At 50.6% G+C, this 25,926-nt stretch carries 20 protein-coding genes and 2 pseudogenes; 10 read left to right on the top strand and 12 right to left on the bottom strand.

Features of this window, described 5'->3' with window-relative positions:
- Together QZF50_RS12905 and QZF50_RS12900 are read left to right on the top strand one after the other, a co-directional pair.
- A pseudogene (locus tag QZF50_RS12905) lies at positions 1-113 on the top strand (glycosyltransferase family 2 protein); the annotation flags it as partial.
- A 45-nt stretch (positions 114-158) separates the two neighbouring features.
- A complete protein-coding gene (locus QZF50_RS12900; protein WP_001472522.1) occupies positions 159-1,412 on the top strand; it encodes an O-antigen ligase family protein in 1,254 nt (417 codons plus the stop codon).
- 69 nt (positions 1,413-1,481) lie between these two features.
- Here QZF50_RS12900 and rfaC read toward each other — a convergent pair whose 3' ends face one another.
- Genes rfaC through rfaD form a run of 3 tightly spaced genes read right to left on the bottom strand, consistent with a single transcriptional unit; the run spans position 1,482 to position 4,447 of the window.
- On the bottom strand, positions 1,482-2,462 hold the full coding sequence (gene rfaC / locus QZF50_RS12895; RefSeq protein ID WP_001264581.1) for a lipopolysaccharide heptosyltransferase RfaC: 981 nt from the start codon (positions 2,460-2,462) through the stop codon (positions 1,482-1,484).
- Positions 2,463-2,465: 3 nt separating this feature from the next.
- Positions 2,466-3,512, bottom strand: a complete 1,047-nt coding sequence (gene rfaF, locus QZF50_RS12890; RefSeq protein WP_000699240.1) for an ADP-heptose--LPS heptosyltransferase RfaF — start codon at positions 3,510-3,512, stop codon at positions 2,466-2,468.
- Positions 3,513-3,514: 2 nt separating this feature from the next.
- Entirely contained in the window at positions 3,515-4,447 is a 933-nt protein-coding gene (gene rfaD, locus QZF50_RS12885) for an ADP-glyceromanno-heptose 6-epimerase (RefSeq protein ID WP_000587750.1), read from the bottom strand.
- A 213-nt stretch (positions 4,448-4,660) separates the two neighbouring features.
- Here rfaD and kbl point away from each other — a divergent pair.
- The 3 genes and pseudogenes from kbl to waaH all read left to right on the top strand — a co-directional run bounded on the left by kbl (position 4,661) and on the right by waaH (position 8,163).
- Positions 4,661-5,855, top strand: a pseudogene (gene kbl, locus QZF50_RS12880) (glycine C-acetyltransferase).
- 9 nt (positions 5,856-5,864) lie between these two features.
- Positions 5,865-6,890, top strand: a complete 1,026-nt coding sequence (tdh, locus tag QZF50_RS12875; RefSeq protein WP_000646014.1) for an L-threonine 3-dehydrogenase — start codon at positions 5,865-5,867, stop codon at positions 6,888-6,890.
- 238 nt (positions 6,891-7,128) lie between these two features.
- The gene (gene waaH, locus QZF50_RS12870; protein WP_000982091.1) at positions 7,129-8,163 is read left to right on the top strand and encodes a UDP-glucuronate:LPS(HepIII) glycosyltransferase; all 1,035 of its coding nucleotides are present in this window, start codon (positions 7,129-7,131) and stop codon (positions 8,161-8,163) included.
- Here waaH and QZF50_RS12865 read toward each other — a convergent pair.
- The 3 genes from QZF50_RS12865 to gpmM are packed head-to-tail and all read right to left on the bottom strand — an operon-like array spanning position 8,150 to position 11,950.
- Positions 8,150-9,109: a divergent polysaccharide deacetylase family protein gene (locus tag QZF50_RS12865; protein ID WP_001472520.1), complete on the bottom strand. Its 960-nt coding sequence runs from the start codon at positions 9,107-9,109 to the stop codon at positions 8,150-8,152. The two genes, waaH and QZF50_RS12865, sit on opposite strands and share 14 nt — an antisense overlap.
- A 3-nt stretch (positions 9,110-9,112) precedes the next feature.
- Positions 9,113-10,372 (bottom strand): murein hydrolase activator EnvC, encoded by a 1,260-nt coding sequence (gene envC, locus QZF50_RS12860; RefSeq protein ID WP_000196256.1) that lies wholly within the window; start codon positions 10,370-10,372, stop codon positions 9,113-9,115.
- Between the two features lie 33 nt (positions 10,373-10,405).
- On the bottom strand, positions 10,406-11,950 hold the full coding sequence (gene gpmM / locus QZF50_RS12855) for a 2,3-bisphosphoglycerate-independent phosphoglycerate mutase (RefSeq protein ID WP_000116565.1): 1,545 nt from the start codon (positions 11,948-11,950) through the stop codon (positions 10,406-10,408).
- Between the two features lie 244 nt (positions 11,951-12,194).
- Between gpmM and QZF50_RS12850 the strand changes: the two genes are divergently transcribed.
- The 5 genes from QZF50_RS12850 to cysE all read left to right on the top strand — a co-directional run bounded on the left by QZF50_RS12850 (position 12,195) and on the right by cysE (position 15,469).
- Positions 12,195-12,626, top strand: coding sequence for a rhodanese-like domain-containing protein (locus tag QZF50_RS12850; RefSeq protein ID WP_001156181.1), 432 nt, complete (start codon positions 12,195-12,197; stop codon positions 12,624-12,626).
- Positions 12,627-12,767: 141 nt separating this feature from the next.
- The gene (gene grxC, locus QZF50_RS12845; protein ID WP_000024392.1) at positions 12,768-13,019 is read left to right on the top strand and encodes a glutaredoxin 3; all 252 of its coding nucleotides are present in this window, start codon (positions 12,768-12,770) and stop codon (positions 13,017-13,019) included.
- 62 nt (positions 13,020-13,081) lie between these two features.
- Complete coding sequence (secB, locus tag QZF50_RS12840) at positions 13,082-13,549, top strand: protein-export chaperone SecB (protein WP_000003377.1); 468 nt, start codon at positions 13,082-13,084, stop codon at positions 13,547-13,549.
- Entirely contained in the window at positions 13,549-14,568 is a 1,020-nt protein-coding gene (gene gpsA, locus QZF50_RS12835; RefSeq protein WP_061892565.1) for an NAD(P)H-dependent glycerol-3-phosphate dehydrogenase, read from the top strand. The genes secB and gpsA overlap by 1 nt, the downstream gene beginning before the upstream one ends.
- Before the next feature lie 79 nt (positions 14,569-14,647).
- Entirely contained in the window at positions 14,648-15,469 is an 822-nt protein-coding gene (cysE, locus tag QZF50_RS12830; RefSeq protein ID WP_001277561.1) for a serine O-acetyltransferase, read from the top strand.
- Positions 15,470-15,521: 52 nt separating this feature from the next.
- Here the strand turns inward: cysE and trmL are convergent, their stop codons facing one another.
- The 6 genes from trmL to QZF50_RS12800 all read right to left on the bottom strand — a co-directional run bounded on the left by trmL (position 15,522) and on the right by QZF50_RS12800 (position 25,712).
- Positions 15,522-15,995 carry a tRNA (uridine(34)/cytosine(34)/5-carboxymethylaminomethyluridine(34)-2'-O)-methyltransferase TrmL gene (gene trmL / locus QZF50_RS12825; RefSeq protein ID WP_000932344.1) on the bottom strand — a complete coding sequence of 158 codons (474 nt, stop codon included), beginning with the start codon at positions 15,993-15,995 and terminating at the stop codon, positions 15,522-15,524.
- Positions 15,996-16,148: 153 nt separating this feature from the next.
- The gene (gene lldD / locus QZF50_RS12820) at positions 16,149-17,339 is read right to left on the bottom strand and encodes a quinone-dependent L-lactate dehydrogenase (RefSeq protein ID WP_000586962.1); all 1,191 of its coding nucleotides are present in this window, start codon (positions 17,337-17,339) and stop codon (positions 16,149-16,151) included.
- Positions 17,336-18,112 carry a transcriptional regulator LldR gene (gene lldR, locus QZF50_RS12815; protein WP_000636500.1) on the bottom strand — a complete coding sequence of 259 codons (777 nt, stop codon included), beginning with the start codon at positions 18,110-18,112 and terminating at the stop codon, positions 17,336-17,338. The genes lldD and lldR overlap by 4 nt, the downstream gene beginning before the upstream one ends.
- Positions 18,112-19,767 carry an L-lactate permease gene (gene lldP / locus QZF50_RS12810; protein ID WP_001297977.1) on the bottom strand — a complete coding sequence of 552 codons (1,656 nt, stop codon included), beginning with the start codon at positions 19,765-19,767 and terminating at the stop codon, positions 18,112-18,114. The genes lldR and lldP overlap by 1 nt, the downstream gene beginning before the upstream one ends.
- A gap of 367 nt (positions 19,768-20,134) precedes the next feature.
- Positions 20,135-24,985, bottom strand: a complete 4,851-nt coding sequence (ehaG, locus tag QZF50_RS12805) for a trimeric autotransporter adhesin EhaG (RefSeq protein WP_001033224.1) — start codon at positions 24,983-24,985, stop codon at positions 20,135-20,137.
- 43 nt (positions 24,986-25,028) lie between these two features.
- Positions 25,029-25,712, bottom strand: coding sequence for a DUF3251 domain-containing protein (locus QZF50_RS12800; protein ID WP_001049544.1), 684 nt, complete (start codon positions 25,710-25,712; stop codon positions 25,029-25,031).
- Positions 25,713-25,926 lie beyond the last annotated feature (214 nt).

Below are 25,926 nucleotides of genomic sequence, written 5' to 3'. Positions count from 1 at the left end.
ATTGTAATCTTTCTGGCAAGAGAGATAAAAGACGAGCAAAAATATTAGCATCAAAAAATTATATTCTCTGGAGGATGGTAAGACTGGTAAATAGGAAAAAGAATAAACGTTAGATCTTGCATTAAATAATCCATCCTCGTAGCATAGGTTGAAACTATATGTCATTTTGTTGGAATGAAATTAATTCTGGTATAAAGTCTTTAATTCTCATATTATGTATTTTTTCTTTGATGACTTTGTCTTTATGGGATGATGTTGCAACAAAGTTTCTTCATGCAGCTGGAATTATATCTGCATTGTATTTTCTAATAACACCAAAAAAAACAATAACTAATAATCCTACTTTGTTAATTTTCATCTCATTATGTCTTTTGGGAATCATAAATATCATCTGGTATTCACATTATAAAGTTTCAGGCTCTGTTTATACCAATGCATATCGTGGCCCAATGGAAACTGGGAAAATTGCCTTGTGTAGTGCTTTTATTTTCTTGGTTCTTTTTGCTAAAAATGAGTTGAGAACAAAAATAAAATTTGGGAAACTAATTCTGTTCGCATCCCTGGCAACGCAGTTACTTTTTTTTGCGCATGCCATGTGGCAACATTTCTATTTAAACGTTGACCGTGTTGCATTATCAGCTTCCCACGCTACAACAGCAGGCTACATCATCCTTTTCCCTTCTTTACTGGCATCAATTCTCATTTTAAAATCCGACTTTAGACATAAAACAACATTATATACAATTAACTTCATGCTTAGCTTATGTGCTGTCATAGTAACTGAAACGCGTGCAGCCATATTAGTGTTTCCATTCTTTGCGTTACTATTAATCGTAATGGATAGTTATATTAATAAGCGAATTAATTATAAGTTATATTGTTTTATTGCGATTGCATTATTAGCAGGTGTATTTTCTTTTAAAGATACATTGGTTATGAGAATGAATGACTTAAATAACGATTTAGTTAATTATTCGCATGATAACACCAGAACTTCAGTCGGTGCCCGTCTGGCAATGTATGAAGTTGGCTTAAAAACATATTCTCCAATAGGACAATCACTGGAAAAACGAGCGGAAAAAATACATGAACTAGAAGAAAAAGAGCCTAGATTGAGTGGCGCTTTACCCTATATAGATTCTCATTTGCATAACGATCTCATAGATACGTTATCAACGCGTGGTATTCCTGGAGTTGTATTAACAATTTTAGCCTTTTCAGCAATACTCATATATGCCTTAAGAACTGCTAAAGAACCTTATATTTTAATCTTGCTTTTTTCACTACTGGTAGTAGGCCTAAGTGATGTAATACTCTTTTCTAAACCGGTTCCGACTGCTGTGTTTGTCACCATAATATTGCTTTGTGCTTATTTTAAAGCACAATCAGACCAATGTTTATTAGATAAATAATGAATATGTGAAATAAAATCAGCAAGGAGGCTGATTTTATTTCAAAATTATCTATTAAGGGGTTGTAATTTAAATCATAGCAGCGTTTTCAGCGTTTTCTTCAATGAATCGCTTAACAGCATTTGCTGTCAATTGAGACAACTCATTCCCCGGAGCCCTACAAACCATCTGATTCTTCCCATACCCACCAATTAATCCCGGATCGGTTGGTCCATAAACCGTGATATTGGGTCTATCCAGTGCCGCCGTTAAATGGCTTAACCCCGTATCCACCGACACTACAAATTTAGCCCCGGCCAGCACGCGGGCAACGCCTTCCAGACTCATCTTCGGCAATACTTCAACATAAGCAAATCCTTCCGCCAGTCGTTTCGCCCGCTCTTCCTCATGCGGCGCGCCCCACGGAAGTTTAATCCGTATTCCTGAATCAGCCAGTAAACCAATCAATTCTCGCCAGTGTTCTTCCGGCCAGTGTTTATCATCACGGGTCGTCGCATGAAGAAATACGGCATATTCGCCAGCATCTGTAGGCAGGTTCGTCAGGAAATGCTGTGCAATAGCATAATCGCCCTGGGTTTGCGGTTTGCTATAGCCCAGACTTTTGGCAAACAGTTCGCGGGTGCGTTCTACGGCGTGCTGCTGTTTTGCAATATGATGCTTACGATTGTAAAACAGACTGGCTAAAGGTTCGCGAGCGGTTTGCCAGTCCATGCCATGCTTTACGCCATGCGCCAGACGCGTCACCAGCGCCGCGCTTTTTACCAGCCCCTGAGCGTCGATAACTGCGTCATAGTTCTCTGCTTGTAGCGCTTCACGAAACGCTTTGCGTTCCGCTTTTATGGGGGCCGAGAACCAGGCTTTACGCCAGCGACGTATTGCCACAGGAATAACTCGCTCAACGGCGGCGTGCCAGGAAGGAATCTGTGCGAACCCTTCTTCCACCACCCAGTCAAACTTAATCCCTGGGATTGCCTGCTGGGCATCAGTGAGTGCGGGCAACGTATGGAGAACATCGCCCATCGACGATGTTTTAACGATCAAAACCCGCATCCGTCAGGCTTCCTCTTGTAACAATAGCGCGTTGAGTTCTTCCAGTACGCGCTGGGGAGTAATGTCGATCAAGCTCTGGTGATAACCCTCCGCAGCGTCACCTTTACGCACTTTGTGATAGCCGATAATCAGGCGGATCACGCGCGCCTTATGGGATAGCGGCGGTGTGAAGTCCGGGCTACTCGGACCATACAGGGCAACCAGCGGACGATTGAGCGCCGCCGCAACGTGCATCAGGCCAGAATCGTTAGTGACAATGGCTTTACAGGCTGCAATCAGGATAACCGCTTGATCAAGCTGTGTTTCCCCCGCCAGGTTCCGACACCATGCCTGCTGCTCGGTATTCAAAGCGGCAAGAATCTCATTGCCCGCTTCATGATCTTTCGCCGAGCCAAACAGAACCACCTGATAACCTTCATCAATCAGCTGCTTTGCCAGTTCCGCATAGTGGTAGTGTGGCCAGCGTTTTGCCGGACCAAACTCCGCACCCGGGCAAAAACCAATCATCGGACGTTCTGATGAAAGCGAAAATTGATTACAGGTATATGATTTTTCACCTTCGCTCACCTGCAATTGCGGCCATAACAACGGTTTTGGTAGATCTTGTGCGGTACGCATCACGCCTTTGTCATAGGCCAGCGCGACATAGCGTTCCACCATTAGCGGCCAGGCTTCTTTATCGAGCACGCGTACATCGTTGAGTAAACCGTAGCGCATCTCGCCGCGCCAGCCGGTGCGATGAGGAATACCCGCGAAGAAAGGCACTAATGCGGATTTGAAGGAGTTGGGTAAAACGTAGGCGCGGTCGTAACGTTTTTCGCGCAGGCTATGACCCAGCTTGCGGCGTTCGCCAATTTCCAGCGCCCCGTGACCAAGCGGCATAGGGATGGCTTCGTTAACTTCCGGCATCCGCGATAATAATGGACGGCACCATGCTGGTGCCATCACGTCGATTATCGCCTGGGGATAGCGCGCCTGGAGCGTGCGATAGAGACTTTGCGACATCATCATGTCGCCCACCCAAGACGGGCCTATCACCAAAATCTTCATAGTTACGCGTCGCGATTCAGCCAGGCCATATATTCCGTTACACCTTCGGCAACGGTTTTGAACGGTTTGTCGTAACCCGCCGCACGCAGATTAGTCAGATCTGCCTGAGTGAACGCCTGATAGCGGCCTTTCAGTTTATCCGGGAACGGAATGTATTCGATCTGGCCTTTCTTGTGATAAGCCAGCGTAGCATCAGCTACAGCCTGGAAGGATTCCGCACGACCAGTACCGAGGTTGAAGATGCCGGAAACGCCATTTTCCAGGAACCACAGATTCACATCAGCCACGTCGCCCACATAGACGAAGTCGCGTTTGAAGTTCTCGCTACCTTCAAACAGCTTCGGTGATTCACCGTTGTTAAGCTGGGTGTTGAGATGGAAAGCGACGCTCGCCATGCTGCCTTTATGGCCTTCACGCGGTCCATAAACGTTGAAATAGCGGAAGCCAACAATCTGCGAGTTAGCTTCAGGCAGGATTTGACGAACATATTCATCAAACAGGAATTTTGAGTAACCGTAGACGTTCAACGGTTTTTCGTACTCGCGGGATTCAATAAAGTCGGAGGTGCGTCCGCCGTAGGTGGCCGCGGAAGATGCATACAGGAACGGGATTTCGCGCTCCAGACAGTAGTGCAGCAGCTCTTTGGAGTATTGATAGTTGTTATCCATCATATACTTGCCATCCCACTCGGTGGTGGAAGAGCATGCGCCTTCGTGGAAAATCGCTTCGACATCGCCGAACTCTTCGCCAGCCATAATCTGGATCAGGAAGTCTTCCTTATCCATATAGTCCGCGATATCCAGATCCACCAGGTTCACAAACTTGGTGCCGTCTTTCAGGTTGTCCACCACCAGAATATCGGTGATGCCTTTATCATTCAGGGCCTTAACGATGTTGCTGCCGATAAAGCCCGCGCCGCCGGTAACGATGATCATAACTGTAACCTTCGAATTATGGAGTCAGAGACAATCTCAGACACGAATACTTCTATCATATCACTACACGGCGTTGGCTTCAGCCATTCGCCAAAAGTGAGATTGATGGACGTTATTTATCCTGAATTTTGCAGAAGTGTTAACGCGTCATCTCGTCGCGACCTATAAGTTTGGGTAATATGTGCTGGAATTTGCCCTGTCTGGAGAATCGCAATGCGTGGAGAATTTTATCAGCAGTTAACCAACGATCTGGAAACCGCACGGGCGGAAGGGTTGTTTAAAGAAGAGCGCATTATTACGTCTGCGCAGCAAGCAGATATCACTGTGGCTGATGGAAGCCACGTCATTAACTTTTGTGCCAACAACTATCTCGGGCTGGCGAATCATCCGGATCTGATTGCGGCAGCAAAGGCGGGAATGGATTCTCACGGTTTCGGCATGGCTTCGGTGCGTTTTATTTGCGGCACTCAGGACAGCCATAAAGAGCTTGAACAAAAACTGGCGGCATTCCTGGGGATGGAAGATGCGATTCTCTACTCTTCCTGCTTTGATGCTAACGGTGGACTGTTTGAAACGCTGCTGGGTGCGGAAGACGCCATTATCTCCGACGCACTGAACCACGCGTCTATTATTGATGGTGTGCGTCTGTGCAAAGCTAAACGCTATCGCTATGCCAACAACGATATGCAGGAGCTGGAAGCACGTCTGAAAGAAGCGCGTGAAGCCGGTGCGCGTCATGTGCTGATTGCCACCGATGGTGTGTTCTCAATGGACGGCGTGATTGCCAACCTGAAAGGCGTTTGCGATCTGGCAGATAAATACGATGCCCTGGTGATGGTGGATGACTCCCACGCGGTCGGTTTTGTCGGTGAAAATGGTCGTGGTTCCCATGAATACTGCGATGTGATGGGCCGGGTCGATATTATCACCGGTACGCTTGGTAAAGCGCTGGGCGGGGCTTCTGGTGGTTATACCGCGGCGCGCAAAGAGGTGGTTGAGTGGCTGCGCCAGCGTTCTCGTCCGTACCTGTTCTCCAACTCGCTGGCACCGGCCATTGTTGCCGCGTCCATCAAAGTACTGGAGATGGTCGAAGCGGGCAGCGAACTGCGTGACCGTCTGTGGGCGAACGCGCCAGTTCCGTGAGCAAATGTCGGCGGCGGGCTTTACCCTGGCGGGAGCCGATCATGCCATTATTCCGGTCATGCTTGGCGATGCAGTAGTGGCGCAGAAATTTGCCCGTGAGCTGCAAAAAGAGGGCATTTACGTCACCGGTTTCTTCTATCCGGTCGTTCCGAAAGGTCAGGCGCGTATTCGTACCCAGATGTCTGCGGCGCATACCCCTGAGCAAATTACGCGTGCAGTAGAAGCATTCACGCGTATTGGTAAACAACTGGGCGTTATCGCCTGAGGATGTGAGATGAAAGCGTTATCCAAACTGAAAGCGGAAGAGGGCATCTGGATGACCGACGTTCCTGTACCGGAACTCGGGCATAACGATCTGCTGATTAAAATCCGTAAAACAGCCATCTGCGGGACTGACGTTCACATCTATAACTGGGATGAGTGGTCGCAAAAAACCATCCCGGTGCCGATGGTCGTAGGCCATGAATATGTCGGTGAAGTGGTAGGTATTGGTCAGGAAGTGAAAGGCTTCAAAATCGGCGATCGCGTTTCTGGCGAAGGCCATATCACCTGCGGTCACTGTCGCAACTGTCGTGGCGGTCGTACCCATCTGTGCCGCAACACCATTGGTGTCGGTGTTAACCGTCCGGGCTGCTTCGCCGAATATCTGGTGATTCCGGCGTTCAACGCTTTCAAAATCCCCGACAATATCTCCGACGACCTGGCTTCCATTTTTGATCCCTTCGGTAACGCCGTGCATACCGCGCTGTCGTTCGATCTGGTGGGCGAAGATGTGCTGGTTTCTGGTGCAGGTCCGATAGGTATTATGGCTGCGGCGGTGGCGAAACACGTTGGTGCACGCAATGTGGTGATCACCGATGTTAACGAATACCGCCTTGAGCTGGCGCGCAAAATGGGTATCACCCGTGCGGTCAACGTCGCTAAAGAAAACCTTAATGATGTGATGGCAGAACTGGGCATGACCGAAGGCTTTGATGTCGGTCTGGAAATGTCCGGTGCGCCGCCAGCGTTTCGTACCATGCTCGACACCATGAACCACGGCGGTCGCATTGCGATGCTGGGTATTCCACCGTCCGATATGTCTATCGACTGGACCAAAGTAATCTTTAAAGGCTTGTTCATTAAAGGTATTTACGGTCGTGAGATGTTTGAAACCTGGTACAAGATGGCGGCGCTGATTCAGTCAGGTCTGGATCTCTCGCCGATCATTACCCATCGTTTCTCTATTGATGATTTCCAGAAGGGCTTTGACGCTATGCGTTCGGGCCAGTCCGGGAAAGTAATTCTGAGTTGGGATTAACACGAACAAGGGCTGGTATTCCAGCCCTTTTGCCTGAGGATAATCCGTTAAATATGTAAAATCCTGTCAGTGTAATAAAGATATCGTAATTGCGCTGATCTCTTATATAGCTGCTCTCATTATCTCTCTACCCTGAAGTGACTCTCTCACCTGTAAAAATAATATCTCACAGGCTTAATAGTTTCTTAATACAAAGCCTGTAAAACGTCAGGATAACTTCAGAGGTCGTCGGTAATTTATGATGAACAGCACCAATAAACTTAGTGTTATTATTCCGTTATATAATGCGGGCGATGATTTCCGCACTTGTATGGAATCTTTAATTACGCAAACCTGGACTGCTCTGGAAATCATTATTATTAACGATGGTTCAACGGATAATTCTGTTGAAATAGCAAAGCATTACGCAGAAAACTATCCGCACGTTCGTTTGTTGCATCAGGCGAATGCTGGCGCATCGGTAGCGCGTAATCGTGGGATCGAGGTGGCGACGGGCAAATATGTCGCTTTTGTCGATGCTGACGATGAGGTCTATCCCACCATGTACGAAACGCTGATGACCATGGCGTTAGAGGATGACCTCGACGTGGCGCAGTGCAACGCTGACTGGTGTTTTCGTGAAACGGGAGAAACCTGGCAATCCATCCCCAGCGATCGCCTTCGCTCAACCGGCGTATTAACCGGCCCGGACTGGCTGCGGATGGGGCTTTCTTCGCGCCGTTGGACTCACGTTGTCTGGATGGGGGTTTATCGCCGTGATGTTATTGTTAAAAATAACATTAAATTTATTGCCGGATTACATCATCAGGATATTGTCTGGACAACAGAATTCATGTTTAACGCGCTGCGTGCGCGATATACCGAGCAATCATTATATAAATATTATCTGCATAATACGTCAGTGAGTCGGTTGCATAGACAAGGGAATAAAAACCTTAATTATCAACGTCACTATATTAAGATTACCCGCCTGCTGGAGAAATTAAATCGAAATTATGCCGACAAAATTACGATTTATCCGGAATTTCATCAGCAAATAACTTACGAAGCATTGCGTGTTTGCCATGCGGTGCGCAAAGAGCCGGATATTCTTACCCGCCAACGGATGATTGCCGAGATATTTACTTCCGGTATGTATAAGCGCCTGATTACCAATGTGCGCAGCGTGAAGGTGGGTTACCAGGCGTTACTGTGGTCTTTCCGCTTATGGCAATGGCGCGACAAAACGCGGTCGCACCATCGCATTACGCGTAGCGCCTTTAATTTGCGCTAGCGTTAAACTTCGCCGCTTCGGGCTGTTTGCCCCAGCCTTGCCACTGATGCTGGAAGTAAACGATCAGCGTGCTCTGGCTGATGCTTTCGCTTAATACTTCAAAGAAGCGATTAGCATAAACAGGTTCTATCGGTTTCTTCGGTTTGCACAGCTTCACGCCACGGAACGGATTACGCGGTGTGTCGGGCACAGTGTTTTTCGGCGGTGTAGACGTATCAACCTGCGGTTCATTCAGCAAGCTGCTGGCTTTCACCAGCGTAATGTCTGGCGGCAGGTTATAAACCATCTGTTGTAGCACGCGTACCGTTGAAGGGTGAGGATGCCCAATGGCAATGGTTGAACCGTTGCGACGCGCCAGATCAATTGCGCGATTGAACTGCACACGGATGTCCGCTTCGTTCTGTGAATCGTCGAGGAACACCTTCCGTTTAATAACCTTCACGCCAGTGCCTTGCGCGGCGCGCATCGCCTGGGTATTACCAATGGTTACACTGTCGAGGAAGTAAAGATTGTAACGCTCCAGCGCCTGCATCACTTTCTGCATACCAAACAGGTTAGAGGTCATCTTGCTACCCATGTGGTTGTTGATCCCCACGGCATAGGGCACGTTATTGACCGCACTACGAATAATGCGCTCAATTTCGTCGCTGCTCATCTCCGGGCGCAGCGTATTTTTCTCCAGCGGCTGTTTACTCAACGGTGCCATTGGCAGATGAATCAACACTTCGTGACCGCTGTTATGCGCTTTGGTCGCCATCTCTCTGGCGTGCGGTGAATCGGGTAATACAGCGACGGAGATAGCGGAAGGCATCGCCAGCACCTGGTTTTCGTTGTGCGGGCGATACCCAAAATCATCAATGACGATGGCAAGTTTGCCAGCAAGTACGGGGGAGGAGAGCGCCAACAGAGTGGCAAATGCAAGAACGTTACGACGAAATGGAAACAAAACTTATCTTCCCAACCACGGCTGTGGATTGACCGCCTGACCCTGGCGGCGAATTTCGAAATAGAGTGAAGGCCGACCCTGACCGCCACTGCTGCCCACCAGTGCAATTGGCTGGCCCGCGCGAACCTGCGAACCAACGCTCACCAGTGCGCTCTGATTATAGCCGTAAAGACTCATGTCGCCTTTACCATGCTCAACCACCACCACCAGACCGTAGCCTTGCAGCCAGTCAGCCAGAATCACCCGACCGTCGGCAATCGCTTTAACTTCAGTACCTTCAGAGGCACCAATCACCATCCCTTTCCAGCGTAATTCACCCTGTAGCTGTTCGCCATAGCGATGCAGCGTCGGCCCGCGAACCGGCCAGAATGCCTGACCACGCGGCGCGCCCAGACCACCGGTACGGGACATCAGCGATTTTTCGCTTTCAGTCGGTTTGTAGGTGGTGCCTTTACGCGTCGCTTCTTTCTGGCGGTCGCGAACCGCCTGGGCCTCACGTGCTTCTCGTTCTGCACGCGCTTTCGCCGCGGCTTCCGCACGGGCAATGCTGTTACGCAGACGGGATTCGTTGGCGCGCAGCTCGCTCAACTGTTGCTGACCTTGCTGGATGGAAGACTCCAGCCCTGCCAGCGTCTTTTTACGCTCGTTCAGCGCCTGAGTCAGTTTCGCCTGTTGGGCGCGCTGTTCATATAACAGCGTTTGTTGCTCGCTTTGTTTCTCTTCCAGTTCAGCACGCTGCATGGCGACTTCTTCACGCGTTTGCTTCAACTGGGCAATGGTTTCTTGTCGCGCCTGGTTGAGATAGCCGAAATAAGCCTGTAAACGCTGTCCACGCTGGCTTTCTTCACCGCTGAGAATTAGCTGAATACCGGTATGCTCGCCCTGACGGAATGCGGCATCCAGTTGCGCGGCGAGGCTGCGCTCCTGGGCGGCTTTTTGCTGCTCCAGTTTGGCAATCGACGCGTTCATCTCATCAATCTGTTTATTGAGTTGATTGAGCGTGTTTTGCGTTTCGCGCAGCTTACGGGTGGCTTCAGAGATCGCTTCTTCCTGCTTTTTCAATTGTGCGAGCAGGCTTGCGCGTTGTTGTTGCTTTTGGCGTACCGCGCGCTCTTTTGCGGCGATATCGGCCTGAATAGATTTGAGTTGGTCACGCTCATCCGCGTGGGCGGAAAAGGCGCACAACAATACGCCAGCGCTAAGAACGCTGGCGTAGATGATGGGCCTGATTGCAAACCTGCGCGGTTTCACGGCCCGTGTCATGGTATTAATCGCCTTTCCCCTCATGGGGAGGGATTATTCCACGATGAACAGCGGCTTACCAGTCATCTCTTGCGGGATTTCCATACCCATCAGCGACAACATGGTCGGCGCGATGTCAGAAAGTTTGCCGCCTGCAACCGCTTTCACGTTCTTATCACCAACGTAAATCAGCGGAACTGGCAGGTTGGTGTGTGCCGTGTGTGCCTGACCCGTTGCCGGATCGCGCATCTGTTCAGCGTTACCGTGGTCAGCGGTGATCAGCAGTTGTCCACCCACGGACTCAACCGCTTTCGCGACTTCTTCCACGCAGTGATCCAGTGCTTCAACCGCTTTAACCGCCGCTTCCATCACCCCGGTGTGACCTACCATGTCGCCGTTCGGATAGTTACAGATAATGGTGTCGTATTTGCCGCTCTTGATGGCCGCAACCAGTTTTTCGGTCAGCTCTGCGGAGCTCATTTCCGGTTGCAGATCGTAGGTAGCCACTTTCGGTGAGTTGATCAGAATGCGATCTTCGCCTTTGAACGACTCTTCTACGCCACCGTTGAAGAAGAAAGTAACGTGGGCATATTTTTCGGTTTCGGAAATACGCAACTGAGTTTTGTCGTTTTTCGCCATCCACTCGCCGAAGGTGTTAACCAGGGAAGCGGGTGGGTAAGCAACCGCAGTTTTGATGTCAGCGGCGTATTCGGTCAGCATCACGAAATCGACGTTAACCACTTTCTTACGCGCGAAGCCATCGAAATCAGCGTTCACGAATGCACGAGTGATTTCACGCGCGCGGTCAGCACGGAAGTTCATGAAAATCAGCGCATCGCCGTCTTCCATTGCCGCATCTGGCTGACCTTCTGCACGAATAACGGTCGCTTTCACGAACTCGTCGTTTTCGTCGCGAGCATAAGCTGCCTGCAAACCAGCAACGGCAGTATCGGCCTGGAACTCACCCTGCGCCAGAGTCAGCAGGTCATAGGCTTTTTCAACGCGATCCCAACGGTTATCGCGGTCCATCGCGTAGTAACGACCAATGATGGACGCTACGCGGCCTTTACCCAGCGCAGCAAATTTCTCTTCAAATTTTTTCAGCGAGGATTCAGCACTGCGCGGCGGGGTGTCGCGACCGTCAAGGAATGCGTGCAGGTAGATTTTTTCTGCGCCGCGTTCAGCTGCCAGTTCTACCATCGCCATGATGTGATCTTCGTGGCTGTGTACGCCGCCTGCGGAGAGCAGACCCATAATGTGTACTGCTTTACCTGCGTTTTTCGCTTTATCTACCGCGCCAGTCAGCACTGGATTAGCAAAGAAAGCGCGATCTTTGATTTCAACGTCCAGACGAGTCAGGTCCTGATACACGATGCGGCCGGCACCCAGGTTAACGTGGCCTACTTCGGAGTTACCCATCTGACGGTCAGGCAGACCGACTTCCAGACCGGAAGCGTCGATCAGGGTATGCGGACGATTGGCCCACAGTGCATCCATTACCGGGGTTTTAGCACTAAAAATGGCGTTATCCTGCTGTTCTTCACGATAGCCATAGCCATCCAGAATCACCAGTACCATAGGTTTTTTAGAAACCGACATTGCGACAACCTCATACTCAAGAGTCAAAATTTGCGTAATTTTACTACAGCTGAATCGATAAAATAGCCTCTGAAGATCAAAATATACGACCGCTCGCGGCAAGCCGATGCCAGATTTGCGCTTTTTTTTCGTCGTGCCCCGCAAAATTGCATTCCAGTTAACGCGCTGGCTGTATTTGCCGCACCGCGCAGGTATACTCCTTTCCTGGTTTTTTTAATCACTACGTCGGGAGTTGTTACCCCCCATGCAAGAAATTATGCAATTTGTTGGCCGTCATCCCATACTGAGTATCGCCTGGATCGCGTTACTGGTGGCGGTTCTTGTGACTACGTTTAAGAGCCTGACCTCGAAAGTGAAGGTGATTACTCGTGGTGAAGCTACGCGTCTGATCAACAAAGAAGACGCTGTGGTTGTGGATTTACGTCAGCGTGATGACTTCCGTAAAGGCCATATCGCAGGTTCTATCAATCTGTTGCCGAGTGAAATCAAAGCCAACAATGTTGGTGAGCTTGAGAAGCACAAAGACAAACCGGTTATCGTGGTAGACGGTTCTGGCATGCAGTGCCAGGAGCCTGCAAACGCGCTGACGAAAGCTGGTTTTGCGCAAGTATTCGTGCTGAAAGAGGGCGTTGCTGGCTGGGCTGGCGAAAACTTGCCTCTGGTGCGCGGCAAATAATTTACCTGTCGTCTTTCATGATGCAGGCCGTTAGCTGCAATTAGGCCCCCAGCGACTTATTGTTATAAGCTTCTGGGGACACTCCATTTTGCAGCCGCCCTGCAACATGAAATTTCAGGGTAAAAAAACAGGAGCTAAATTATGGCCAATGTTGAAATCTATACCAAAGAAACCTGCCCGTATTGCCATCGTGCAAAAGCACTGCTGAGCAGCAAGGGCGTGAGTTTTCAGGAGTTGCCGATCGATGGCAATGCCGCCAAGCGTGAAGAGATGATCAAACGCAGCGGTCGCACCACGGTTCCCCAGATTTTTATTGACGCACAGCACATTGGCGGCTGTGATGACTTGTATGCATTGGATGCACGTGGTGGACTGGATCCCCTGCTGAAATAACGTGTGAACGTTGGCATTACATTGCGCAGTATTTAAGGACAACACTTAAGGGTTTTCTACACATGTCAGAACAAAACAACACTGAAATGACTTTCCAGATCCAACGTATTTATACCAAGGATATCTCTTTCGAAGCGCCGAACGCGCCGCACGTTTTCCAGAAAGATTGGCAACCAGAAGTTAAACTTGATCTGGATACGGCATCTTCCCAACTGGCAGATGACGTATACGAAGTGGTACTGCGTGTTACCGTAACGGCCTCCCTGGGCGAAGAAACCGCGTTCCTGTGTGAAGTTCAGCAGGGCGGTATTTTCTCCATCGCGGGTATCGAAGGCACCCAGATGGCACATTGCCTGGGCGCATACTGCCCGAACATTCTGTTCCCGTATGCTCGTGAGTGCATCACCAGCATGGTATCCCGCGGTACATTCCCGCAACTGAACCTTGCGCCGGTTAACTTCGATGCGCTGTTCATGAACTATTTGCAGCAGCAGGCTGGCGAAGGTACTGAAGAACATCAGGATGCCTGATGAACCAACGTAATGCTTCAATGACTGTGATCGGTGCCGGCTCGTACGGCACCGCTCTTGCCATTACCCTGGCAAGAAATGGCCACGAGGTTGTCCTCTGGGGCCATGACCCTGAACATATCGCAACGCTTGAACGCGACCGCTGTAACGCCGCGTTTCTCCCCGATGTGCCTTTTCCCGATACGCTCCATCTTGAAAGCGATCTCGCCACTGCGCTGGCAGCCAGCCGTAATATTCTCGTCGTCGTACCCAGCCATGTCTTTGGTGAAGTGCTGCGCCAGATTAAACCGCTGATGCGTCCTGATGCGCGTCTGGTGTGGGCGACCAAAGGGCTGGAAGCGGAAACCGGGCGTCTGTTACAGGACGTGGCCCGCGAGGCGTTAGGCGATCAAATTCCGCTGGCGGTTATCTCTGGCCCAACGTTTGCGAAAGAACTGGCGGCAGGTTTACCGACAGCTATTTCGCTGGCCTCGACCGATCAGACCTTTGCTGATGATCTTCAGCAGCTGCTGCACTGCGGCAAAAGTTTCCGCGTTTACAGTAACCCGGATTTCATTGGCGTGCAGCTTGGCGGCGCGGTGAAAAACGTCATTGCCATTGGTGCGGGGATGTCCGACGGTATCGGTTTCGGTGCGAATGCGCGTACGGCGCTGATCACCCGTGGGCTGGCTGAAATGTCGCGTCTTGGCGCGGCGCTGGGTGCCGATCCTGCCACCTTTATGGGCATGGCGGGGCTGGGGGATCTGGTGCTTACCTGTACCGACAACCAGTCGCGTAACCGCCGTTTTGGCATGATGCTCGGTCAGGGCATGGATGTACAAAGCGCGCAGGAGAAGATTGGTCAGGTGGTGGAAGGCTACCGCAATACGAAAGAAGTCCGCGAACTGGCGCATCGCTTCGGCGTAGAAATGCCAATAACCGAGGAAATTTATCAAGTATTATATTGCGGAAAAAACGCGCGCGAGGCAGCATTGACGTTATTAGGTCGTGCACGCAAGTACGAGCGCAGCAGCCACTAACCCCAGGGAACCTTTGTTACCGCTATGACCCGGCCCGCGCAGAACGGGCCGGTCATTATCTCATCGTGTGGAGTAAGCAATGTCGTGTGAAGAACTGGAAATTGTCTGGAACAATATTAAAGCCGAAGCCAGAACGCTGGCGGACTGTGAGCCAATGCTGGCCAGTTTTTACCACGCGACGCTACTCAAGCACGAAAACCTTGGAAGTGCACTGAGCTACATGCTGGCGAACAAGCTGTCATCGCCAATTATGCCTGCTATTGCTATCCGTGAAGTGGTGGAAGAAGCCTACGCCGCTGACCCGGAAATGATCGCCTCTGCGGCCTGTGATATTCAGGCGGTGCGTACCCGCGACCCGGCAGTCGATAAATACTCAACCCCGTTGTTATACCTGAAGGGTTTTCATGCCTTGCAGGCCTATCGCATCGGTCACTGGTTGTGGAATCAGGGGCGTCGCGCATTGGCAATCTTTCTGCAAAACCAGGTTTCTGTGACGTTCCAGGTCGATATTCACCCGGCAGCAAAAATTGGCCGTGGCATTATGCTCGACCACGCCACGGGCATCGTTGTGGGTGAAACGGCGGTAATTGAAAACGACGTATCGATTCTGCAATCTGTGACGCTTGGCGGTACGGGTAAATCTGGTGGTGACCGTCACCCGAAAATTCGTGAAGGTGTGATGATTGGCGCGGGCGCGAAAATCCTCGGCAATATTGAAGTTGGTCGCGGCGCGAAGATTGGCGCAGGTTCCGTGGTGCTGCAACCGGTGCCGCCGCATACAACCGCCGCTGGCGTTCCGGCTCGTATTGTCGGTAAACCAGACAGCGATAAGCCATCAATGGATATGGACCAGCATTTCAACGGTATTAACCATACATTTGAGTATGGGGATGGGATCTAATGTCCTGTGATCGTGCCGGATGCGATGTAATCATCTATCCGGCATACAGTAACTAATCTCTCAACAACGCTCCCGGATATCCCAGCTGCCGCCAGGCTTCATACACCACAACTGACACCGCATTGGACAGGTTCATGCTGCGGCTGTCCGGCACCATCGGAATGCGAATTTTTTGTTCAGCGGGCAGGGCATCAAGAATGCTCGCTGGCAGGCCGCGTGTTTCCGGGCCGAACATCAGATAATCGCCATCCTGATAGCTTACGGCGCTGTGAGCAGGCGTACCTTTCGTGGTGAGGGCAAACAGGCGCTGGGGATTTTCTGCTTCGAGGAACGCGCGAAAGTCATGATGACGCGTAACGGCGGTAAACTCGTGATAGTCCAGCCCCGCGCGGCGCAGGCGCTTATCGTCCCAGGCAAATCCCATCGGTTCGATGATATGCAGACGAAAGCCGGTATTAGCGCAAAGACGGATGATGTTGCCAGTATTTGGCGGAATTTCTGGTTCGTAAAGTACGATGTTTAGCATACTGCCCCCTTAGTGCGGGGGCAGGATAGCAGAAAATTGGTGAGCAGTGCGGCCTTTTCCCCTCACCCCGGCCTCCCCCTGTCTCTTGATCAGGAGATCTGATCAAGAGACAGCTCCCTGAGGGAGAGGGTTAGGGGGAGGGGGCGCAAACGACTATGCCGCATTCCCTTTCGCCATCGGGGCCAGTGCCGCAGGCAACTCTTTACCCAGCCCCTGCACCAGCGAATCTTGCGTAATTTCGCTGATCGATTTCGCGCCAGTCAGCGTCATCGCCACTTTCATCTCTTTTTCGATCAGATTTAGCAGGTTAGCTACACCCGCCTGGCCCGCTGTTGCCAGCGCATACAAGAAAGCACGACCCAGCAGTACGGTGTCGGCACCGAGCGCAATCATACGCACGACATCAAGCCCGTTACGAATTCCGCTATCCGCCAGAATGGCTATATCACCTTTCACCGCATCTGCAATAGCAGGCAGTGCACGGGCGGAAGAGAGTACACCGTCCAGCTGGCGGCCACCGTGGTTAGAAACCACAATTCCATCAGCACCAAAACGTACTGCATCGCGCGCATCTTCCGGATCGAGGATCCCTTTGATCACCATCGGGCCATCCCAGAAATCGCGGATCCATTCAAGGTCTTTCCATGAGATGGACGGATCGAAGTTATTCCCCAGCCAGCCGATGTAATCTTCCAGTCCGGTCGGTTTGCCGAGATAAGCTGAGATATTACCTAAATCATGTGGACGACCGTTCAGGCCCACATCCCACGCCCATTGCGGATGTGTCACCGCTTGCAAGTAGCGGCGCATTGCCGCGTTCGGGCCGCTCATACCTGAATGCGCATCACGGTAGCGTGCGCCCGGTGTCGGCATATCCACGGTGAAAACCAGCGTCGAACAACCCGCTGCTTTTGCTCGCTCCAGCGCGTTACGCATAAAGCCGCGATCGCGCAGTACATAAAGCTGGAACCACATTGGGCGCTTGATGGCTGGCGCGACTTCTTCAATCGGGCAAACGGAAACCGTCGAGAGAGTAAACGGAATACCATGCGCGTCCGCCGCTTTGGCTGCCTGAACTTCGCCACGACGCGCATACATGCCACACAAACCCACCGGAGCCAGTGCCACCGGCATCGACAATTTCTCATTAAACAGCGTCGTTTCCAGGCTTAAGTCGGACATGTTTTTCAGAATACGCTGGCGCAGCGCCACTTCTGACAAATCTTCCACGTTGCGGCGCAGCGTGTATTCAGAATATGCACCACCATCCATATAGTGGAACAGGAACGGCGGCAGAATGCGTTGCGCTGCGGCGCGATAATCGCTGGCTGCGGAAATAATCATGCGTTTTTCTCCCTCGAATGCTCATTATGCTCACCGGGCAGGCGGGTAATCCGTGCATGGCGAGCCTGATCTTCATCGAATCGTTTCATGGTGGTGTGAACAAAACTAAGGTGCGCCATCATTGCTTTACGCGCCCCGTCAGCATCACCGGCAAAAATGGCGTCAATGACAGCCTGATGTTGTTCGGTCAGTTGTGAAAAAACCGGTGGCACCAGATACATCCGCTGACGGCTATGCTTCACTGAGGATTGCAGGACATCGAAGAAACCGCGCATGGTTTGCAGCAGCACGATGTTATGTGAGGCTTCGGCAATCGCCAGATGAAAACGAACGTCCGCTTGTGAGGCGATATCCGGGTCTTCACTTAGCGTTGCTTCAAAGCAAAGCTGAATCTTTTCTTTGTCGCCAGGTGTGGCGCGCATTGCCGCATGCCATGCGGTGCTGGCTTCAATGGCGTAGCGGGCTTCCAGAATATCGAAACTGTAATCCGGATCATCGGCCATCAGCGTTTTTAGCGGCTGGACGATGTTTTGCTCCGACCATGTGTCATGACGCCAGCGAATAAACGTCCCGCCGCCGCGTCGACTGAGCAGCACGCCTTCGCTCACCAGTTTTGCCAGCGCCTCGCGTAGTGAATTACGTGATACGCCGAGTTGCATCGCCAGTTGGCGCTCAGCGGGCAACTTCATGCCCGCTTCCAGGTTTTTTTCATCAATCAGCGCCCGCACACGATCGGCAACCTCGTCTGACAGGCGTCTGGGTAAAACAATCATTAAGGAATCATCCACGTTAAGACATAAGCCTGAAGCGTGGTGATCACGCCCACCATACAGGTGAAGATCAGGCTGTGTTTGACAGTAAAGCGGAACAAATCAGACTCTTTGCCCACCAGGCCTACCGCCGCACAGGCGATAGCGATAGATTGCGGGGAGATCATCTTACCGGTGACGCCACCGGTGGTATTGGCGGCAACCAGCAACAGATCAGAGACGCCAATTTGTTGTGCTGCGGTGGCTTGCAGCGCGGCGAACAGGGCGTTAGATGAGGTATCCGACCCGGTCAGGAATACCCCCAGCCAGCCGAGGAACGGCGAGAAGAAGGTGAATGCATGACCGGTGTGCGCCAGTGCCAGTGCCAGTGTTGATGACAGTCCGGAATAGTTCGAGATAAAGGCGAACGCCAGCACCATGCCGATGGAGTAGATGGGTAGAGCCAGTTCTTTCAGCGTGCTGCCGAAGGTGCTGATAGCGTCAGACGGTTTCATCTTCAGCCAGACAATCGAGAGCAGTGCAGCAAACAGAATGGCGGTGCCGGTGGCAGAGAACCAGTCAAACTTAAACACGGCGGCATAGGCTGTAGCCTCGCTGACCACTGGTGGCATACGGGCAACCAGTTTATCGAGGTACGGCACCGGAATGTTGATCACCCACTCATACAGCGCACCACCCGATGCGAACAGGGCTTTAAACGGCGGGATACTCCACAGTGTTACGGTAGCTGTCAGGAACAGGAACGGTGTCCAGGCACGTAACACCTGACCCGCAGTGTAACCGGTGTGGGCCAGCGTCATATCAACCTGTGACGCCCCCAAATCACCAAAACGGAATACGCGCACTGGCTGCCAGCGTTTGAGGAACAGCGTCAGGCAGAGCAGTGATACCAGCGAAGAGATAATGTCCGGCAGCTCCGGCCCAATGAAGTTAGAGCTAAGGTACTGAGCGATGGCAAACGAGCCGCCCGCAACCACGACCGCAGGCCACGTCTCCTTGATACCGCGCCAGCCGTCCATAATCGCCATGATCCAGAACAGCACGATAATGGTCATAAACGGTAGCTGCCGCCCCACCATCTGGCCAATCTCAAAGCTGTCGATGCCTGTTACTTGTCCGGCAACCAGGATTGGAATGCCCATCGCGCCAAATGCCACTGGCGCGGTGTTAACAATCAGGCACAGTCCGGCGGCGTACAGCGGTTTAAAACCCAGGCCGACCAGCAATGCGGCGGTAATTGCTACCGGTGCGCCAAAGCCTGCGGCTCCTTCAAGGAAAGCGCCGAAACAGAAACCGACGATCAGCATTTGCAGACGCTGGTCAGGGGTTATCGAAAGAATAGACGAGCGAATGATGTCAAACTGCCCGGTTTTCACCGAGATCTTATAGACGAACACTGCTGCAATAATGATCCACGCGATGGGCCACAAACCATAGAAGAAGCCATAAACCACCGAGGCCAGCGCGTTAGCGACCGGCATTTTATAGAACAGCAAAGCCACGGCAAGGGCGATTGCTACCGTCCATGAGGCGGCGACGTATCCTTTCAGTTTGAGCTTAATCAGCGCAAAGAAGAAAAACAGGATGGGAAGCGATGCTATCAGACTGGAAAGCCAGATATTCCCGGCGGGATCGTAGTTTTGTTGCCAGAGATTCATTGCAGGTCTCCTGGAGTCCACGCACATCGTGTAATGAGTCTGTTGCTCATCTCCTTGTCACACGTTGTGTAAAAGTGGCACTGCCAATTGTGTTGTGTAGGGATAATGACAATGAATGGTTAACTAAATGTTATGTATTGGCAATATTGATGTGAGTTTTAATTGGGGAATTGTGAACCAGAGGTCAGATAAGCGAAGAATTGGTAGGGCCAATTCTTGTGGGGGGAGATGTCTGGTAAAGAAAAGGGCAATCCTCATCAGAGAATTGCCCTTAGATTGTTGACCCGGAGCGCCTTATCTTGCCTGATGCGCGTAACGCATCAGGCAATTTGGCGTTTGCCCTTAGTCACACTAACTTAATGGATCATTACCACTGAATACCGGCACCGAGTGCGGCGGAGTATTCACCCTGGCTATTGGTACTACCTTGTAATTTGTAGACCCAACGACCATTGGCGCTCACCATCGATACACCTAAAGCAACTGCCGATTCACCGTTGTAAGTACCGCCACCAATAGAGGCCATGCTGGCACCTGGAGTGTAAGCCTGCGGCAGACCGGTCATTGCCATTGCAGAAGCGATACCACCGCTCAACTTGCTTTCAGTTTTAGACAGTTTGTTATCCATCTCAACCATTCGCTGATCGGTGTATTGCTTCGTTTCCTGCACGCTTTGCTTCAACTGCGCGTAATTCACCGCGTCGTTGTTGTTGACGCCAGCGGAGACGTTGCTGATACGAGTCGTACCGCCGTTGCCGCCACCGAGGGTGATATTGCTATAGTCGATAGAACCATCAGCTTTGGTGTCGTAACGCACACCGCCAGCTTCGGAAGACTTCAACTGTGCCACGTTAACAGCATCGGTGTCGTTTTTACCTGCGGCTACGTTGGTGATACGACGTTGATTAGTAGATGAGCCTACAGAGATCGTATTTTCTTCGGTTGCCACAGACCCTGTACCCAGTGCGACGCTGTTATCCGCGGCAGCAATGGAGCCAGAACCAATCGCGACGCTATCTTTACCCTGCGCGCTGGCATCTACACCATCGGTATTGGTCTTGAAGTACTTGGTGCTACCGGTGGTGACGATATCGCCAATACCGTTTTCGATATTGGTGACGCGTGAATCAAGATTCGTTACCCGATTATCCAGGTTAGTAATGCTCTGGGTATTCTGGGAAACCTGCGCATCCGTTACTTTCAACTGACCCACGTTGACCGCATCGGTATCAGCCGAACCTGCTGCGACGTTAGTGATCTGACGTTGACCATCCGCACTACCGACTGAGAATTCACCGACAGAGTTCTGCGGTGCGTCCATGTTGTAGGCGGTATAATTGGTTTGAGCGCCACGAGTGGTCGTAGAACCATTACCTATCGCAATACTGTTGACATGAATGACTTGCGCATTGCTACCAATGGCAATGCCGTTAAGTGCATTCGCGTCCACGTAGGCACCATAACCGATACCAATACCTTTATCGCCATTCACGATGGTTTTCGCACCCATTGCCAGCGAGTCAGTTCCCACTGCCAGTGAATCTTCTTCCGTTGAATTAGCGTGGAAGTATTTAGTCGGCGTGGTTGCGACCGCACCAATCGCATTCTGCAATTGACGAACCGTAACGGCGTCATGGGCTTCGGAACCATCGGCTACGTTGATGATTTGACGATATTTACCGTCATCACCGATAGACAATGCACCGAGCAGTTCGCCATCCGTGGTGTCGTAACCAATAACAACGCCATTTTCCGTTATGCTGGTGTCACGGGAGCCTTTGGCAATCACTCGGCTGGAAACAGAGCTGCTACCCAGGGCGATACCCGTATCAACGTCGCTGTAGCTGCCCTGACCAATAGCTACGCTGCTATCGCCTTTGGCGACAGAGTTATAACCTATAGCTGTAGCGCCAACACCCTGTGCGCTGGCGTCGTTGAACGCTAAGCCGTCGTCGTTAGTACGCACATAGTTAATACCCGCACCGTTTTCTTGGATATAGGTTGCGTCGGTGTTACCAGCGAGCTGATTGATAATTTGGGTGTTCTGCTCAATCATCATATTCGTCGCATTCAACTGAGAACCGTTCACTGCATCGGTACTGTCCTCACTAATACTGCCATTAGCGACATTAGTGATGATGCTGGCTTTACCGTCATGGCTGGCATTGTAGGCTCCAGCACCGCCATTGGCAGTCTCATCCCACAGCAGGGCGTTATCATCAAGCGCATCCAGGGCGTCACCGACGTTGTTGTACTCGGCGTTCGCAATGGTGTAAGTCGGTGCGGTGATGGTGCCGTCAGCGTTGACTTCTGCGTCACCACCCAGCGCATCAGCGATGTACTTATTGGTGGTATAGAGTTGTGAGCCGTTAATCGCGTCGCTGCTGGCAGCAGAGATTGCACCGTTAGCGACGTTAGTGATTACACTGGCAGTTTTATCTTTTCCGTGAGCGGCGCTAAATGCACCATTTTCACCGGCGTCCGCATCCCAGAGCAGAGCGTCGTCAAGAGTGGTATCGATAGCATTCAGGGCATCACCGACATTATCGTAATCAGCATTAGCAATGGTGTACGTCGGCGCAGTGATGGTGCCGTCTGCATTGACTTCGGCACCACCCCCCAGCGCATCAACAACATAACTGCTCACGCCGTGGAGTTGTGAGCCGTTTACTGCGTCAGAACTGGAGTCTGAAATTTCACCATCTGCGACATCAGTGATCACGCTTGCGTCACCATTAGTACCGTGTTTGGCACTGAATTTACCTGCGGTGGCATCCCAAAGCAGAGCATCGCCGAGAGACGTGCTAAATGAGGAGTTAATCGCAGCCAGTGCATCGCCGACGTTATAATAATTTGTTTCACCGATTTTGTAGGTTGGACCGGTAAACACACCGTCAGTATTCACAGAAGCATTGCCGCCGAAGTAGGTGGCGATATTGCTGCTTAAGTCATAAAGCTGGCTACCGTTAATGGCATCGGAACTGGTTGCAGTGACTGTGCCGTCCAGGATATTGGTGATTTTGCTGGCGGTATTGTTGCCATGAGCTGCAGTGAAGACACCATTGTCCTTATCCCATTTCAGCGCATCCTCACCAAGATTAGTCACCGTCTCAGTCAGATTAGAGATGTTGGTGGTGTTAGTGGCGATATTGGTGGTATTCGTCGCCACGGCATCGTTGGTGGTTTTCAGCTGAGAGCCGTTAACGGCATCGGTGCTGCCAGTCGTCAGGTCGCCATCTTTAACGTTGGTGATTTTGCTGGTGGTCTCGGTGCCATGAGCTGCCGTGAATACACCATTGTCCTTATCCCATTTCAGCGCATCCTCACCAAGATTAGTCACCGTCTCAGTCAGGTTAGAGATGTTGGTGGTGTTAGTGGCAATATTGGAAGTGTTATTGGCGATATTGGTGGTATTCGTCGCCACAGCATCGTTGGTGGTTTTCAGCTGAGAGCCGTTAACAGCATCAGTGCTGTCAGCCGTCAGGTCGGCATCTTTAACGTTGGTGATTTTGCTGGTGGTATCTTGGCCGTGAGCTGCACTGAATGCCTTTTTAGTTTCGTTCCAGAGCAGGGCATCAGCCTGAAGGTCACCAACGGAATCCGTCAGGTTGGTGATATTGGTGGTATTGGTGGCAATATTTGCCGTATTCGTGGCAATGTTGCTGGTATTAGTAGCGATATTGGCGGTATTGGCTTCGACATCGTCATTGGTAGCTTTCAGTTGGGAACCGTTAACCGCATCCTTACTGGAGGCTGAAATCGTGCCATCCGCAACATCGGTGATTACGCTGGCAGTTGGGCTACTAGTACCATGAGCAGCGCTGTATTTGCCTTTGGTTTGGTCCCATTGCAGGGTGTTTTCATCAAGTACAGCGAGCGCAGCCCCTACGTTATTTTTGCTACCATTTTTTAAATTGTAGGTTGGTGCTGTAACAGTACCGTCATCAACATCTACTGCAGCCCCTCCTCCAAGCCTTTTTGCTACCGAGTCGCTAATGGCATAAAGCTGTGAACCATTAATGGCATCGTAACTGTCAGACTTGATCGCGCCATTTTTCACATTAACGATCTTGCGTTTTAATGAACTATTGCCGACAGAGACGGTATTGTCTAAATCCGCAATGGAATCTGCGCCCAGCGCGACAGAGTTAATACCGTTGGCACTGCTATTACTACCAAGCGCAAGACTCTTATCACCAGTTGCATTACTGGCTGTGCCTAAGGCAATGGTGTTTAAGCCTCTCGACTGGCTACCATTACCCAGAGCGATGGCATCCACGCCATCAGCTTTGTTGCCCTGGCCTATGGCGATTGCATTATCTGCCAGAGCCTGGCTGCCATTTCCTAATGCGATAGTATTGACTTTATCGGCAAGGCTTCCGAACCCCATTGCCATGCTATTAGTCCCTTTTGCCTTCGCATTATTGCCAATAGCAGTTGCATTTTCAGCGGCTTCGGTCTCAGCACCTATCGCAATAGCGTTCGCTGCGCTGGCAAGTGATTGTCTGCCAAATGCGAGGCTGTCAGTACCGCTAGCTACACTGCTACGCCCCAGGGCAATTGCGTTTTCTTCAGATGCGACGCTACTTGCTCCCAGCGCCATTGAATACGCTTTTGACGCATTGGCGGTGTCGCCAAGAGCAATACTCATAATCTCAGTAGCTTTAGTGGCATTTCCCAGGGCAATGGCGTTTGCTCCTTCCGCTTTGGAAGAGTCCCCCATAGCAATAGACAATTTACCCAATGCTTTTGAATAACGGCCGAGGGCCATTGAGTATTGGCCCAATGAATACGAAGAGGCACCCAGTGCTATACTTCTATCGCCTTCTGATATTGCACTAACCCCAAAGGCCATTGATGCACCGCCAATCGCATGGGTTTTTGACCCGATGGCAGAGCTATATTGGCCTTCAGCTATAGCGTCATAACCCACAGCAGTACTGGAACCACTGGTGTTCATAAAAGTATTTGCTTTCGCCCCTTTGCCTATAGCAACCCAGCCGTCGCCAGCTGATCCACTACCGTAATCAACACCCTGACCGTTGTCATTCCCGGCATTCGCCAATGCCCCAAACGACGACAACATTCCACCCGCAACCAGCGCAGAAATTAACAGCTTACTGCGCCCAGATTTCTTGCCACGGCTTTTTGCCGTTTCGCTGGTAACAGTATAATTCCCTGTCGCAGGGTTCCAGATAACTTTAAATATTTTGTTCATTAATGATGCTCGCTATTCCTTGTTATAAGCGTACTAACTGCATTTATTTTTTGCTTCTTTTCTGCCGATTTTCAGCAGAGGGAAGATTGTCGAACTGAATATTTTCCATGTTGATGGCTAACTTCAGATATCCCAGGTTATTGGGCGATACACCCTTCAGGGTCAAATTAATGTCTTGCCATTGACCTGGTAATAATTTCAATGTGGATTTCATTGATGTGTTGAAAAGTAATTGTTGCCACCGGGCAAACTCTTTGGCATCGACAGGTTTTTCACCACCCCATGTCGCATTAAAACCAATGTTTGAGATAGGTGTACTTAATAAGTTGACCAGTGAGATATGAATAACACTACCATTCTCTGTGGCGTCAATGGATAACACTCGACCCGCTAAAGCCACCGAACCGTTGTTCAGGATGAAATACTTCGTTTTTGCTGGGTTAAACTCGGTAAAAATAAAAGTATTTTGTTGGTCTTTAACGGATTTAATTACGTGAGTTAAAGTCTTTGTACTGTTTATTATGCCAGTTTGTTGTTTTTGAATAGTTTCGAGTTGACTCTTTAGCTGTGCTTGTTGTTTTTCAAGTAGCACAATTTTATTATTATGTTCTTCTTGTTGTTTCAGTAAACTACTTTCTGGCTTGCCTTCTTCAATGTAGTCACATCCCGTTAATGCGCAGAGAACTGAAACAGTGACAGCACTGAAAAAAATCTTCTTCAAGTTCATGTAAAAATCCTTATTTCCTCCGACCAGCGATCAATGCCGGTAGAGTTGTCCATTGTATTATTGGTGAGCTATGTTGCTTTACATTAATGACAGTGATGTGTGTCGATTAAATATTGTTTTAAGCATTCATCATAAAAATGTATCATTCGTTTCAAAAGATGTCTGTGTTTGTATGAATATATTATTTTTCGTGGATTCTAATGATGATTATTAA

It is taken from the genome of uncultured Escherichia sp., from assembly GCF_948475835.1.
Lineage (GTDB): Bacteria > Pseudomonadota > Gammaproteobacteria > Enterobacterales > Enterobacteriaceae > ECMA0423.
The sequence above is the reverse complement of the archived record's forward strand: the minus strand, read 5'-3'. Positions and strand labels throughout refer to the sequence as shown.

Excerpts from the sequence above, each read along its gene's own strand:
- gpmM (WP_000116565.1), bottom strand. The coding sequence starts at position 11,950 with ATGTCGGTTTCTAAAAAACCTATGGTACTGGTGATTCTGGATGGCTAT.
- secB (WP_000003377.1), top strand. The coding sequence starts at position 13,082 with ATGTCAGAACAAAACAACACTGAAATGACTTTCCAGATCCAACGTATT.
- lldR (WP_000636500.1), bottom strand. The coding sequence starts at position 18,112 with ATGATTGTTTTACCCAGACGCCTGTCAGACGAGGTTGCCGATCGTGTG.
- rfaD (WP_000587750.1), bottom strand. The coding sequence starts at position 4,447 with ATGATCATCGTTACCGGCGGCGCGGGCTTTATCGGCAGCAACATCGTT.
- rfaF (WP_000699240.1), bottom strand. The coding sequence starts at position 3,512 with ATGAAGATTTTGGTGATAGGCCCGTCTTGGGTGGGCGACATGATGATG.
- tdh (WP_000646014.1), top strand. The coding sequence starts at position 5,865 with ATGAAAGCGTTATCCAAACTGAAAGCGGAAGAGGGCATCTGGATGACC.
- QZF50_RS12900 (WP_001472522.1), top strand. The coding sequence starts at position 159 with ATGTCATTTTGTTGGAATGAAATTAATTCTGGTATAAAGTCTTTAATT.
- lldD (WP_000586962.1), bottom strand. The coding sequence starts at position 17,339 with ATGATTATTTCCGCAGCCAGCGATTATCGCGCCGCAGCGCAACGCATT.
- rfaC (WP_001264581.1), bottom strand. The coding sequence starts at position 2,462 with ATGCGGGTTTTGATCGTTAAAACATCGTCGATGGGCGATGTTCTCCAT.
- envC (WP_000196256.1), bottom strand. The coding sequence starts at position 10,372 with ATGACACGGGCCGTGAAACCGCGCAGGTTTGCAATCAGGCCCATCATC.
- QZF50_RS12850 (WP_001156181.1), top strand. The coding sequence starts at position 12,195 with ATGCAAGAAATTATGCAATTTGTTGGCCGTCATCCCATACTGAGTATC.
- trmL (WP_000932344.1), bottom strand. The coding sequence starts at position 15,995 with ATGCTAAACATCGTACTTTACGAACCAGAAATTCCGCCAAATACTGGC.
- gpsA (WP_061892565.1), top strand. The coding sequence starts at position 13,549 with ATGAACCAACGTAATGCTTCAATGACTGTGATCGGTGCCGGCTCGTAC.
- lldP (WP_001297977.1), bottom strand. The coding sequence starts at position 19,767 with ATGAATCTCTGGCAACAAAACTACGATCCCGCCGGGAATATCTGGCTT.
- waaH (WP_000982091.1), top strand. The coding sequence starts at position 7,129 with ATGATGAACAGCACCAATAAACTTAGTGTTATTATTCCGTTATATAAT.
- cysE (WP_001277561.1), top strand. The coding sequence starts at position 14,648 with ATGTCGTGTGAAGAACTGGAAATTGTCTGGAACAATATTAAAGCCGAA.
- grxC (WP_000024392.1), top strand. The coding sequence starts at position 12,768 with ATGGCCAATGTTGAAATCTATACCAAAGAAACCTGCCCGTATTGCCAT.
- ehaG (WP_001033224.1), bottom strand. The coding sequence starts at position 24,985 with ATGAACAAAATATTTAAAGTTATCTGGAACCCTGCGACAGGGAATTAT.
- QZF50_RS12800 (WP_001049544.1), bottom strand. The coding sequence starts at position 25,712 with ATGAACTTGAAGAAGATTTTTTTCAGTGCTGTCACTGTTTCAGTTCTC.